General features: G+C 62.9%; 10 protein-coding genes and 1 riboswitch. Of the genes, 8 read left to right on the top strand and 2 right to left on the bottom strand.

The window, feature by feature from the left end; genetic code table 11:
* Positions 1 to 98 precede the first annotated feature (98 nt).
* The gene (locus tag D1159_RS06075) at positions 99 to 1,169 is read left to right on the top strand and encodes a glycosyltransferase (RefSeq protein ID WP_161844782.1); all 1,071 of its coding nucleotides are present in this window, start codon (positions 99 to 101) and stop codon (positions 1,167 to 1,169) included.
* Between the two features lie 9 nt (positions 1,170 to 1,178).
* Here the strand turns inward: D1159_RS06075 and D1159_RS06080 are convergent, their stop codons facing one another.
* Both D1159_RS06080 and D1159_RS06085 read right to left on the bottom strand, forming a co-directional pair.
* Entirely contained in the window at positions 1,179 to 2,552 is a 1,374-nt protein-coding gene (locus tag D1159_RS06080; RefSeq protein ID WP_161844783.1) for a penicillin-binding transpeptidase domain-containing protein, read from the bottom strand.
* A complete protein-coding gene (locus D1159_RS06085) occupies positions 2,539 to 4,374 on the bottom strand; it encodes an FtsW/RodA/SpoVE family cell cycle protein (protein WP_161844784.1) in 1,836 nt (611 codons plus the stop codon). Before D1159_RS06085 ends, D1159_RS06080 begins: the two co-directional genes overlap by 14 nt.
* A gap of 246 nt (positions 4,375 to 4,620) precedes the next feature.
* A riboswitch (glycine riboswitch) is annotated at positions 4,621 to 4,704 on the top strand.
* A 187-nt stretch (positions 4,705 to 4,891) separates the two neighbouring features.
* On the opposite strand from D1159_RS06085, the gene gcvT reads away from it, so the two are divergent.
* The 7 genes from gcvT (at position 4,892) to D1159_RS06120 (ending at position 13,331) form a co-directional block, all read left to right on the top strand.
* Positions 4,892 to 5,971 (top strand): glycine cleavage system aminomethyltransferase GcvT, encoded by a 1,080-nt coding sequence (gene gcvT, locus D1159_RS06090; RefSeq protein WP_161844785.1) that lies wholly within the window; start codon positions 4,892 to 4,894, stop codon positions 5,969 to 5,971.
* Positions 5,972 to 6,031: 60 nt separating this feature from the next.
* Complete coding sequence (gcvH, locus tag D1159_RS06095; protein ID WP_161844786.1) at positions 6,032 to 6,412, top strand: glycine cleavage system protein GcvH; 381 nt, start codon at positions 6,032 to 6,034, stop codon at positions 6,410 to 6,412.
* Positions 6,413 to 6,418: 6 nt separating this feature from the next.
* Positions 6,419 to 7,735 (top strand): aminomethyl-transferring glycine dehydrogenase subunit GcvPA, encoded by a 1,317-nt coding sequence (gcvPA, locus tag D1159_RS06100; protein WP_161844787.1) that lies wholly within the window; start codon positions 6,419 to 6,421, stop codon positions 7,733 to 7,735.
* Positions 7,732 to 9,177 carry an aminomethyl-transferring glycine dehydrogenase subunit GcvPB gene (gene gcvPB, locus D1159_RS06105; RefSeq protein ID WP_161844788.1) on the top strand — a complete coding sequence of 482 codons (1,446 nt, stop codon included), beginning with the start codon at positions 7,732 to 7,734 and terminating at the stop codon, positions 9,175 to 9,177. The genes gcvPA and gcvPB overlap by 4 nt, the downstream gene beginning before the upstream one ends.
* A gap of 112 nt (positions 9,178 to 9,289) precedes the next feature.
* Positions 9,290 to 10,672: a dihydrolipoyl dehydrogenase gene (gene lpdA / locus D1159_RS06110; RefSeq protein ID WP_161844789.1), complete on the top strand. Its 1,383-nt coding sequence runs from the start codon at positions 9,290 to 9,292 to the stop codon at positions 10,670 to 10,672.
* 146 nt (positions 10,673 to 10,818) lie between these two features.
* Positions 10,819 to 11,379, top strand: coding sequence for a nitroreductase family protein (locus D1159_RS06115; protein ID WP_161844790.1), 561 nt, complete (start codon positions 10,819 to 10,821; stop codon positions 11,377 to 11,379).
* A gap of 89 nt (positions 11,380 to 11,468) precedes the next feature.
* Positions 11,469 to 13,331 carry an LTA synthase family protein gene (locus D1159_RS06120; protein WP_161844791.1) on the top strand — a complete coding sequence of 621 codons (1,863 nt, stop codon included), beginning with the start codon at positions 11,469 to 11,471 and terminating at the stop codon, positions 13,329 to 13,331.
* The last annotated feature ends 12 nt before the right edge of the window (positions 13,332 to 13,343 follow it).

Consider the following 13,343-nt stretch of genomic DNA (forward strand, 5'->3'; position numbering starts at 1 on the left):
CCACCGAAAACCCGCCGGATTGCTTAAAATCCGGCGGGTTTTTCCGCACCCGCCACGGTGTCTCCGCATAGGATGGAAAAACGTGCGGAGGTGTTTGTGTGCAAGCGCTGTCTTTGTGTATGATTGTAAAAAATGAAGCCGACGTCCTGGCCCGCTGTCTGGAGAGCGCCGCCGGGCTGTACGATGAGCTGATTGTGGTGGACACCGGCAGCACTGACGCTACCAAGTCCGTCGCCGCCCGGTTCACCGATCAAATCTTCGACTTTCCCTGGATAGACGACTTCTCCGCCGCCCGGAATTTCGCCTTTGACCAGGCCACCCTGCCCCACTGCATGTGGCTGGACGCTGACGATATCCTCCTCCCCGCCGACCGGGAGGGCTTCCTCCAGGTCAAGGAACAGGCGCTCCCGGAGGCGGACGTAGTCATGGCCCCTTATCACACCGGCGCCGCCCAGGACGGCGCCCCCGCCCTGTCCTACTATCGGGAGCGCATCGTCCGCCGCTCCCCCCTTTTCCGCTGGAGCGGCGCGGTTCACGAGGCCATCTCCCCCGCCGGCAATGTCGTATATACCCAGGCCGCCGTCACCCACCGCAAGGAGAAGCAGGGCGACCCGGACCGCAACCTGCGTATTTTGCAGGGCATTGTGGACTCCGGCCGCAACCTCACCCCCCGGGAGCAGTTCTACTACGGCCGGGAGCTGGCCGGCCACAGCCGCTTTCAGGACGCCGCCCTGGTTCTGGAACAGTTCCTCACCGTGGGCTGGGGCTGGCGGGAGAACAGCATCGAGGCCTGCCGGGTGCTGGCAACCTGCTATACCGCCCTTCACAGCCCCCGCCGCGCCCTGCGGGCCCTGCTGGAGAGCCTGGCCTTTGACGCCCCCCGGGCGGAGGTCTGCTGCGACCTGGGCGCCCTCTTCCTGAACCGGGGGGACTACCCCGCCGCCATCCGCTGGTATGAGCAGGCCCTGAATTGCCCCAGGGACGACCGCTCCGGCGCATTCATCGTCCCCGCCTGCTATGACTACCTTCCCGCCATCCAGCTGTGCCTGTGCTGGTACCGCCTGGGGGACCGGGAAAAAGCCGCCGCCTGGAATAAACGCGCCGGGGCGGCGCGGCCTGAGGACCCCTTCTATCTCTACAATAAGGCGTTTTTTGAGCGGGAGGCGTAGGGCGGGCCGTCAATACCCATTGACCAACGCATCCAGCACCGCTGCCGCCACGTTTCCCGCAGCCTCCGCACCGCTGCCGCCCTCCTCCACCAGAACTACGAAGGCATAGGGCGCGTCCTCATTGCGCAGGAAGCCGGCAAACCAGGCGTTGGGGGCCTTGCCGCCTCCCACCTCTCCGGTGCCTGACTTGGCACAGATGTCCATATTGGGGAAACGGCCGGTCCCGTAAGTCATGGCCACATTGTCCGCCATTCGGTCCGCCAGCCATGCCGCCGTGTCTGCGCGTATCAGCGTTCCGGTCTGCTTTCTCAGATAGAGGGACCCCGGCAGCTTGGCGGCCGTCACGGTTTTCAGAATCAGCTGAGGCGCCGCCGCCCGTCCGCCGTTGGCAATGGCCCCCATCCACACCATCACGGCGCAGGGGTTCACCGCGTCGCTGTACTGTCCTACCCCTGCCCAGCCCAGATCCGCCCCTGCGGCCTGGGACACGTCGAACCGGCCCGCCGCCGTGGGAATGCCATTGACGCTGTAGGAGCTGGTCAGGCCGGCTTTTGACGCGTATTGGGTCATAGTCTCCTTCCCCAGCTCCTCCGCCAGCAGGGCAAAGGCCCCATTGCACGAGTTGGCGAACGCTCCGCCGATGTCCATGGCGCCGTGGGCATGGGGGCAGGTTACCGTGCCGCCCCCCACCGCCGTGGAGCCCGTGCAGGTAAAGGTGCGCTGAGGCAAATCCGGCAGCTGCTCCGCCGCTGCGGTCAGCGTCACTGTCTTGAAGATAGACCCAGGGACAAAAGTGCCGGACAGGAAGCGGTTCAGGTAGACTCCCTCGTATTGGGCGTCTCCATCCTCAATTACCGGCGGGCTCAGGGGGTCAAAGGTGGGCGCGGACACCATACACAGAATTTCGCCGGTCTTGTAGTTATACACTCCCACCGCTCCCTTTTTCCCGCCCAGGGCTTGGTAGGCAATGTAGTTGTACCGGGCGTCCAGGGTCAAATACAGGTCGCTTCCCGCTCCGAAGGGGCTGTAGGCTCCGGTAATCAGGTGGTAACCCGACAGCTTGGACGCAAAGGCCACCAGCGCCCCGGTACCAATGTTCCCCGCCGGATCCCCCACCGCGTGGAGGGTGGCCCGCCGGACAATCTCTCCATCGTAGTAGCGGCGGTTTCCCCCCTCGTCCACCCAGGAGAGCACGTCCCCGTCCCGATCCAGCACCCGGCCCACAGAAAGCTGGCCCTTGCTGTTATACAGATGGCGGTTGGCGGGAAAACCCGCCCAGCGGCCCGCGTTCCGCACAAAGCGGACGCAGAACAGCACCACACCCAGCACCAGCACCGCCGCCAGCAGCAGGCAGACCACCGCCCGCTTTTCAATCTTCCGCATGGCCGTCCTCCTCCCACCCGGGACCGAAGTCAAAGTCGAAATCCACCAGCTCCTCCTCGATGGGCACCGCCGGGCGGCGGGCCAGAGGGTCCTCCTGCTGCCGCTCCCTTTTCCGGTTGGGCAGGCGGATGGCAAAGCTGGCGTTCTGCCGGGTGTCCGTGGCTTTCAGGAAGGCCAGCAGCCCCCAGGAGCACAGCATGGACGACCCGCCGTTGGACACAAAGGGAAAGGTCACCCCGGTCAGGGGCAGAATGTCCACCGCCCCCAACACGTTCAGGCAGGTTTGGAACACCATCATGGAGGTGGCGGCGCAGGCGGCGATGAGGTAGAAACTGGAGCGGCCGGCCCGGCAGGCCCGCACAGCGAAGACCGCCAGGGTGACGATACAGCATACCGCCAGCACAGCGATGATCAGCCCCCACTCCTCGCACAGCATCCCGAAGACCAGATCCGTGTCGGCGGCAGGCACCCGGTGGAGCCAACCCCGGCCCGCGCCCACCCCCACCAGACCGCCGGAGGCGGAGGCAGACATGGTACGCACCTGCTGAAAGCCGCCGTCGCTGGCATTCTGCCAGGCGTGGCCCCAGGTGGCGAACCGGCGGAGGACGTAGGGCTTAATGCTCACCAGTACGAAACTGCCAAACACCGCGCCCCCGCAGATGAGGGACAGGGTGGCGAAATCCCCGGAGCGCAGGTAGGCGATAACCAGAAAGGTAATGAAGAAGATAGCCGCCGTGCCAAAGTCGCTCATCAGGGCCAGACAGCCCATACATGCCCCGGTCAGCACAATAAACAGCCCCAGATTCCGCTTGCGGAACAGCCGCTCCAGCGTGGCGGAGCCGGCGAAGATGTAGCAGATCTTGGCCACCTCCGAGGGCTGGAAAGACACGCCCCCTATGTTGATCCAGTTGGCCGCGCCATACTTCACCTGGCCCGCCGCTAATGACAGCCCCAACAGACAGATGGCGCCGGCGGCCATAAGCCAGCGGATCCGTTTTACCCGCTCCAGATCCCGCAGGAAAATGCCCAGCACCAGAAAGATCCCCAGCCCCAGCACCATGGCGATGAGCTGCTTAAACAGGGCCCGAGGCGCTGACGACGCCGTCACCGCCAGCGACAGCGTACACAGGAAGAAGGCGATGATCTCCATCTCAAACCCCACCCGCCGCGCGGAGCGCAGGGCGAGGAAATACACCCACATCACCCCGCTCAGGCACAGGAAGGACATCGGCAGCGCCCCGGAGGCCTCCTCCCCCGCCGCAGCCAGGAGCTGCATCAGCGTAAACCCCTGAAAAACCGTGAGCAGAATCAGCGACAGCCAGGGGGACGGGGGCTTTTCCAGCCGCCGCCGGCGCTGGCGGCGCGCCTCCTTCTCCGCCTGAGACACCGGCAGAAGCACCGTCTCCACTCCGCTCAGGCCGAGCACCTCCCCAAACCCCACCGGCGCGCTGCCCTCCACCGGCTTTCCGTTGACGGTAACGCCCCCCTTGGAGTCCAGGTCATACACCGTCCAGGTATCGTCTTCCCGGCGGATCAGGGCCGCGTGCTGCCGGGAAATCACCGGGTAGCTGAGCACAATATCCGATGAGCCGCTCCGGCCCAAAATATTCTCCCAGTGGGTCAGGGGGACGCTGTCTCCGTTGGGCAACGTCAGATAGGCCCACACCTCCGGCATGTGCTTCACACGCAGCAGGCTTTTGATGGCCCCCGCCAGGATAGCCGCCGCCAGCAGCGGGAAGGCAAAGCGGACAATCCCTGTAAACCAGGCCGCCTCCTCCGGGCGGCCGGCGAAAAAGGACAGCATTCCATCCAATATGGTCATAGCATTCCTCCGTTCTGTCTGTATCTGCGTGAATGGACCAACTATTTGGACACAGCAGCAGTATACCACAGATTGGCCCTGGTGCAAATCCCATATGCTCCCAGCCCCTCAGCGGTCATCAATAATCCCGCCCTGCTTTATCGAAAAAAAGTGATTGACATTTCTGGAAATTGTATTATACTGGAGAACAGAAAAGAAAACCGATAAGTATACACCACCAGGTGTAGAAAAAATCAATAAAGCCGGATGACGCAGTCGAGAGAGTGTGAAGTATCACCGCCGAAGGGGAAAACGAGAAAATCTCTCAGGCAAAAGGATCGGCTGCTGACGGAGCTCTGGAAAGCGGAGGCGGTCTGCCGCCGCGCCGACGATGCAACCCCGCCTGCCGGGGGAAACTTTCAGGTGACAGACAGAGGCGTATAGCAACCCTGCTATGCGCTTTTTTTGCGGCATCCGAAAACCATCGGTATAATTTTCAGCTTACCAAGTCTATTTTATATTACAGGAGGTCTTTATCATGGAGAAGAAAACGCCCCTTTATGACAGCCATGTGGCAGCCGGCGGCAAAATTGTCCCCTTCGCGGGCTGGCTTCTGCCGGTGCAGTACAGCGGCGTGGTGGCCGAGCATATGGCGGTGCGCACCGCCTGCGGCCTGTTCGACGTGTCCCACATGGGCGAGCTGCTCCTGCGGGGCAAGGACGCGCTCAAGAACCTGAACAACCTGCTCACCAATGACTATACCGACCTTCAGGACGGCTTCGCCCGCTACAGCCTGATGTGCTACGACAACGGCGGCGTGGTGGATGACCTCATCGTCTACAAGTGCTCTGACGAGGCCTATCTCATTGTGGTCAACGCCTCCAACTGCGACAAGGACGCCCAGTGGATCTCCTCCCACCTCACCGGGGAGTGCACCATGGAGAATATCTCCGACTCTGTGGCCCAGGTGGCCCTCCAGGGGCCCAAGGCGGAGGCGGTGCTCTCCAAGCTGTCCAAGACCATCCCCAGCGGCAACTACACCTTCATCGCCCGGGGCGAGGTGGACGGCATCCAGGCCATTGTCTCCCGCACCGGCTACACCGGCGAGGACGGCTTTGAGATCTACTGCGCCGCCGCCGACGCCCCCGCCCTGTGGGAGAAACTGCTGGCCGCCGGCAAGGATGAGGGGCTCATCCCCTGCGGCCTGGGCGCCCGGGACACCCTCCGCCTGGAGGCGGGCATGCCCCTTTACGGCCACGAGCTCACCAGCGAGATCAACCCCTACGAGGCTGTTCTGGGCATCTTTGTCAAGATGGATAAGCCCGATTTCATCGGCAAGGCCGCGCTGGAGCAGGCCCGCCCCGTCTCCCGCCGCAAGGTGGGCCTGAAGGTCACCGGCCGGGGCATCATCCGGGAGCACTGCGATGTATACGCCGGCGATGAGAAAGTCGGTTTCGTCTCCTCCGGCACTCACTGCCCCTTCCTGGGGGAAGCTGTGGGTATGGCCATGGTTCCCGTGGCCTATAAGGAGCCGGGCACCAAGCTGTCCGTGGATGTCCGCGGCCGCAGGGTGGAGTGCGAGGTCATCAAGACCCCCTTCTACAAGCGTCCCCAGTAACCCCTTTCCCTGTTCCTGCTCATGAATTCTTAAATTTTAATGATAAAAGGAGAAATTACCATGAACTTCCCTTCTGATCTGCTGTACGCCAAGTCCCACGAGTGGGTGCGCAAAGAAGGCGGCACCTATGTCATCGGCCTGTCCGACTTCGCTCAGGATGAGCTGGGCGATATCGTCTTTGTCAACCTGCCCCAGGAGGGCGACTCCGTCACCATGGGCGAGGCGTTCTCCGATGTGGAGTCCGTCAAGGCGGTCTCCGATGTCCTCTCCCCCGTTTCCGGCACTGTAGTAGCCGTCAATGAGGAGCTGATGGACGATCCCGCCAAGGTCAACGCCGACTGCTACGGCGCCTGGTTCATCAAGGTTGAGAACGTCACTGAGGAGGAAGAGCTGCTGGACGCCGCCGCTTACGAGGCCCACTGCGCCGCCGAGAAGGAGTAATCAGTCATGTCGAGCTATCTGTGTTCCACATCTGACGAGCGTCAGGCAATGCTGGCCGAGCTGGGCATGAAGTCTATGGACGACCTCTTTGTGGATGTGCCGGAAGAGGTGATGATCAAAGGCCCCCTCAACCTGCCCAACCCCAAGTCTGAGCTGGAGATCCGCCGGACCATGGAGTCCCTGGCCGACCAGAACGTCCGCTTCCGCACCATTCTGCGGGGCGCCGGCGCCGAGCGCCACTATATCCCCGCCGCCGTCACCCGCATTACCAGCAATGAGATTTTCGTCACCGCCTACACGCCCTACCAGGCCGAGGTGAGCCAGGGCATCCTCCAGTCCATCTTCGAGTACCAGACCATGATCTGCGAGCTCACCGGCATGGATGTGTCCAACGCCTCCGTCTACGACGGCGGCACAGCCGCCGCCGAGGCCGCGGCCATGTGCAGGGACCGCAAGCGCAGTAAAATCCTGGTGTCCGAGACCTCTCACCCCGATGTCATCGGCGTCATCAAGACCTATTGCTTCGGCTCTAATACCGAAGTGGTCATGGTTCCCGCCAAGGACGGCGTTACCGATCTGGACGCTCTAAAATCCCTCCTGGCCGACGACTCCGCCTGCTTCTATGTCCAGCAGCCCAACTTCTTCGGAATGCTGGAGGACTGCGGCGCGTTGGGCGAGGCGGTCCACGCCGCCGGCGCCAAGTTCGTCATGGGCGTCAACCCCGCCACCTTGGGCGTGCTCAAGTCCCCCCGGGACTACGGCGCCGACGTGGCCGTGGGCGAGGCTCAGCCCCTCGGCCTGCCCCTGTCCTGGGGCGGCCCCTACCTGGGCTTCATGGCCTGCACCACCGCCATGATGCGCAAGCTTCCCGGCCGCATTGTGGGCGAGACCACTGACGACAAGGGAGAGCGGGCTTTCGTCCTCACCATGCAGGCCCGGGAGCAGCACATCCGCCGGGAGAAGGCCAGCTCCAATATCTGCTCCAATCAGGCCCTGTGCGCCCTGACCGCCTCGGTCTACCTGGCTGAGATGGGCCCCCGGGGTCTGGCAGAGGTAGGCCAGCAGAGCTATTCCAAGGCCCACTATCTGGCCAATGAGCTGTGCAAAATCGAGGGGATAAAGCTGGTTCACTCCGGCGAGTTCTTCCATGAATTTGTCACCACCCTGCCTGACTCCTACCGCGTACTCAACGCCTTGGAGCTCAAGGGCATCCTGGGCGGCCTGCCGGTAAAGGACGGCGTGCTGTGGTGCGTCACCGAGTTCTGCACCAAGGCCGACTTGGACGAAGCTGTGGCCATCATCAAGGAGGCTTACGGAAAATGAAACTGATTTTTGAGCTGAGCAAGCCCGGCCGCGGCAATCAGGTCCTCACCCCCTATTACTCCCCTCTGGCCTCCCGGGAGCCCGAGATCCCCGAGGCAGACATCCCCGCCGCGTTCCAGCGCAAGCAGGCCCCCCGTCTTCCCGAGGTGAGCGAGAACGATCTCTCCCGCCACTATAACCTGCTGGCCCGCCGTTCCTTCGGTGTGTGCGACGGCTTTTATCCTCTGGGCTCCTGTACTATGAAGTACAACCCCAAGATCAATGAGGTTATCGCCAATCTGTTTAAGTTTACCGATATCCACCCTCTCCAGCCCAAGCACACCACCCCCGGCTGCCAGACGGTCTACGCCTTGGCGGAGAAATATCTGTGCGGCATCACCGGTATGGACGCCATGACCTTCCAGCCCGCTGCGGGCGCCCACGGCGAGTTTACCGGTATCCTGCTCATCAAGGCCTATCACGCCTCCCGGGGGGACGCCGGCCGCAAGACCATTATCGTCCCTGACTCCGCCCACGGCACCAACCCCGCCACCGCCGCCATGTGCGGCTACAATGTGCGCTCCATCGCCTCCACCCCCGACGGCATGGTGGATCTGGACGCCCTGCGGGCCGCGGTGGGTCCGGATACCGCCGGCCTTATGCTCACCAATCCCAACACCATCGGCAAGATCGATAAAAATATTCTGGAGATCACCCAGATCATCCACGATGCCGGCGGCCTATGCTACTACGACGGCGCCAATCTGAACGCCGTTATGGGCGTGGCCCGCCCCGGCGATATGGGCTTTGACGTGTGCCACCTGAACCTGCACAAGACCTTCTCCACCCCCCACGGCGGCGGCGGTCCCGGCTCCGGCGCGGTGGGCTGCAAGGACATTTTGAAGCCCTTCCTCCCCGCCTCCGCCCTGGGCGAGACCGCCTCTCCCCAGTCCATTGGTCAGGTGAAGAATTTCTACGGCAACTTCCTGGTAGTCCTGCGGGCGGTGGCCTACCTGATGACGCTTGGCAACTCCGGCGTCCGCGAGGCCGCCCAGACCGCCGTCCTCAACGCCAACTACATGAAGCAGAAGATGGAGCAGGCCGGCTACGTGTGCGCCTACCCCGGCATCTGTATGCACGAGTTTGTGCTGGATCTGGCCAAGCTGAAGAAGGAGACCGGCGTCTCCGCCCTGGACGTGGCCAAGAGTATGCTGGACCACGGCATCCATCCCCCCACGATGTACTTCCCCCTCATCGTCCACGAGGCGCTCATGTTCGAGCCCACCGAGACCGAGTCCCGGGAGGTCATCGACGAGGTGTGCGAGGTAATGGCCGGCATTCTCAAAACCGCCTATGAAAATCCCGATGCCTGCCATACCGCGCCTCACGATACGGTCATCGGCCGCCCCGACGAGACCAAGGCCGCCCGCAATCCGGTGGTACGCTACCAGTTCGACGCGTAATCTGTACTTATAAGCACCGACCACAAAGCGGCGTCCGTTCCCTGCGGACGCCGCTTTTTCCGCCCTGTCCTATCCAAATTTCTATCCAGACGATATGTGGAGGTAACAGACTATGAATTACGATCTGATTGTCATCGGCGGCGGTCCCGGCGGCTTCGCCGCCGCCGTCAAAGCCGCTCAGCTGGGCAAAAAAGCCGCCGTCTTTGAGGCCCGGGAGCCCGGCGGCACCTGCCTCAACCGGGGGTGCATCCCCACCAAGGCCCTGATGCACTCCTCCCAGCTCTACCAGGAGCTCAAGGAGGGCATTCCCGGCATCACCGTGACCAGCGCCGCTCCCGACTGGCCCGGACTCGCCGCCCGGAAAAACGAGGTGGTGGAGACGCTGCGCGGCGGCATGGCCTCTCTGCTCAAGTCCAACAAAATCGATCTCATTCACGCCAAGGCTGTGATCACCGGCCCCAACACCGTCACCGCCGGCGGGGAGACCTATGAGGCCGGCCATATTCTGGTGGCTGCGGGCTCCATTCCCTCCCGCCCCCCCATCCCCGGACTGGACCTGCCGGGCGTCGTCACCAGCGACGAGCTGCTGGACGACATCTCCCCCCGGGAGACCATGGTCATCATCGGCGGCGGCGTCATTGGCGTGGAGCTGGCCACCGTCTGGGCCGCCATGGGCTGCCGCATCGTCATTGTGGAGGCGCTGGAGCGCATCCTGGCCAATCTGGACCGGGAGATCTCCCAGTCCATGACCATGCAGCTGAAAAAGCAGGGGGTGGAGATCTACACCTCCGCCATGGTGTCCAAGCTGACGCAGGCGGAGGGCCAGGTTACTGTCCACTTCACCTATAAGGGCGAGGAGCAGTCCGCCTCCGGCCAGACGGTCCTGGCCGCCATGGGCCGCCGGGCCAACACGGCCGGCCTCTTCGACGGCGTGGAGCCGGAGATGAACCGGGGGATGCTGGCGGTCAATGAGAAGTATGAGACTTCTATTCCCTCCATTCTGGCCATTGGCGACGCCATCGGCGGCATTCAGCTGGCCCACAAGGCCGAGGCCGAGGGCGTCCGCGCCGTGGAGCTGCTCTACGGCCACCAGCCCAGCCGGGCCAGCGCCCCCATTCCCTCCTGTGTCTACACCTCCCCCGAGATCGCCCAGACCGGCCTCACCGCCGACGAGGCTAAGGCCCAGAACATCCCCGTCCTCACCGGCAAATACGTCATGGGCGGCAACGGCCGCACCGTTATCGAGGGGGGCGGGCGCAGCTTCATAAAGCTGGTCTTCCACGCCGACACCCATGTGATTCTGGGCGCCCAGCTCCTGTGCCACCGGGCTACCGACCTGATCAGTGAACTCAATACGGCGGTTACTCTGGGCCTCACCGCCGAGCAGCTCATGACCCCTATCCGTCCCCACCCCACCTTCGCCGAGGGCATCAGCGAGGCGGTGGAGGCCGCCTTCGGCGTGTCCATCCACTCCGCTCCCGTCAAAAAGCGCTGATTTCTCCGTTCCCGCGGGCCGTCCTGAAAAGAACGGCCCGCCCTTTTGATTGACAAAATTTGCAATTCAAGCTATAATCAAGCTGTCTCAGCGCCATTATTTTCGCCGCTTACTACCGCTCAAACGGTTCATGGAGGAATCATTTTATGGACGTCATTGAAGCTATTTCCACCCGCAGAAGCATTCGCAGCTATACCAATCAGATCCTGGAGCCAGCCATTATCGACCAGCTTCTCCGGCTGGGCACCATGGCCGCCACCGGCAGCAACCAGCAGCCTTGGGGCTTTGTGGTGATCCAAGGGCAGGAGAAAATTGAGGCCCATAACCAGGCTATCAAGGCCGATCTCCTGGCCCGGCTGGACAGCCTGCCCCATCTCCAGCAGTACCGCCCCGGCCTGGAAAACAACAATTTCAGCGTACTCAACCACGCTTCCAATCTGATCATCGTCTACGGCGACACCAAGTCTCATTACTACCGCTATGACTGCACCCTGGCCGCCGCCAACATTATGCTGGCCGGCCGGAGCATGGGCATTGAGAGCTGCTGGATCGGCTTTGGCGAGTACTACTTTAACTCCCCCGCCTTCAAGGCCGCTCATCAGGTGCCGGAGGGCTTTGAGCTGGTCTGTCCCATGACCTTGGGCATCCCCGCCGCCTGTCCCGCCGAAGGCCCGGTCCGCAGGCCCCCGCTGGTCTTCTCCCGCTGATTTTCGCCAACTCCATCGGAAAGGACGGCCCTCTCTTTGTGAATACCATAAAGCTCTCTCTCAGACGCTGGAGGACGCCCCCTTGGCTGATGGCTGTCTTTTTCTGCGCCGCTCCCCTGCTGGTGACCTATCTCTGCCAGCTCATCACGCTGCAAGATGCCCAAGAGGCCCTGGACTGGCTGGACCGGCACACACAGGCGGTTTTCTTTACTTACGGCGCGCTCTTTTTTCTTCAGGCCGTTCTCACTGCCCTGACCCGGCGGGTCTTCTGGGGAACCCTGGCAATTACCTTGCCCTGCATCCTCTTCTCGGTGGCAAACCACCTGAAAGAAACCGTCAACGGCACCCCTATTCTGGCCAGTGATCTCACGATGACCGGCCAGGCCGGCCAGATTGCCGCCTTTCTCCGTCCCGGTATGGAACTGGGGCGCGCCACCTGGCAGGGGCTGACTGGAGCGGCGCTCCTTCTCATTGCCGCCCTTTTTCTGTCCCGGCGCCCGCTCCCTCAGCCGCCGGGCCGCCGGCTGGCGGCGGCTGGGCTCAGTCTGTCCCTGCTGGGCAACCTGCTCTTCTTTCCCGGCGCCGCCGCCCTGCTGGCCGGACCGGAAAATGAGAGCCAGGGCGGCCGCAACCAACGCCTGGGCCTGCTTGCCGGCATCTACAGCGCCTTGTGCAGCAGCGCTATGGAGAAGCCGGATACCTACAGCCGGAACAACATGGAACGTATTCTCCGGCAGCTCCAGGCCCTTCAGACAGCCCCCGAAGAACAGACGCCGCCCCACATCGTTCTGGTGGTATCTGAGAGCTTTTTTGACATCACAAGACTTCCCAACCTCCAGTTCTATACCGATCCGATTCCCAATTACCACGCCCTGCTGGAGGAATCCGCCGGGGGCCGCTTCCTGTCCGCGGCCTATGCCGGGGGGACCGGCAATGTGGAGATGGAGCTCTTCACCGGCATTCCCTCGGCCTTCCCCGGCTTGTCGGAGAGTCTGACCACTCTCTCCGACGAAACCGCCTATCACCGTGTCCCCTCCCTGGTCAAGGCACTGGCCGGACAGGGCTATCAGACAGTCATGGTCCACTCCTACAACGACAGCCTCTACAACCGCTCCGGCAACATGCCTGCCATCGGCTTTGACACCACTGTCTACGACCAGGACTTCACCGTGGAGCGCCGCTACGCCGGGGGATACCTCTCCGACGATACCCTGGCGGACCAGCTCATCGCCCAGTTTGAGGCCAGAGGAGACGGCCCCCTCTTCCTCTATGGCCTGTCCATGGAAAACCACCAGCCCTATTTTAATGGCAAATACGACACGCCCTCCAGGGTAGACTATGCCTGCCCCACCCTCACCGGGGACGCCCTGGGCGCCCTGGACGCCCTGGTCCACGGCCTTCACGACGCCGACGCCGCCCTGGGCAGGCTGGTGGACTACTTCTCCCAGTGCGATGAGCCGGTGCTCCTCCTCTTTTTGGGGGACCACCTGCCGGGACTCTACCTAGAGGAAGACAGCACCCTCTATACTGCGCTGGGGGTCACCCCCTCCCCCAACACGGAGGACTGGGACGCTGCCCAGCTTAAGGAGATGCATCTGACCGACTACGTGGTGTGGAACAACTACGGCGCGGCGCTGGAGGCCCCGGAGGAGCTCAGCGTCACCCAGACGGGGGCCTGGCTTCTGGACTGGGCCGGGCTCTGGAAGCCCCTGTGGTTCATCTGGGTGCAGCAGACCGGACAGGACATGCGGCTCTATCGGGACCGGCTCTTTGTGGACGGACAGGGCAACGCTTGGGACGCCCCCACCGACGCAAGCAGTGAAACGGTCTCCCTCTACCGCGCTCTGGTTTATGACATCCTCTACGGGGAACACTATATCTCCCAGGCACTGACCGAATACGACCCCCAGGCCGCACCGGACAGGGCCGCTGCGGACCATACCGCCGATTGACAAAGGGGGCGC

The sequence above is a fragment of the Pseudoflavonifractor sp. 524-17 genome (genome assembly GCF_009935845.1).
Lineage (GTDB): Bacteria > Bacillota > Clostridia > Oscillospirales > Oscillospiraceae > Pseudoflavonifractor_A.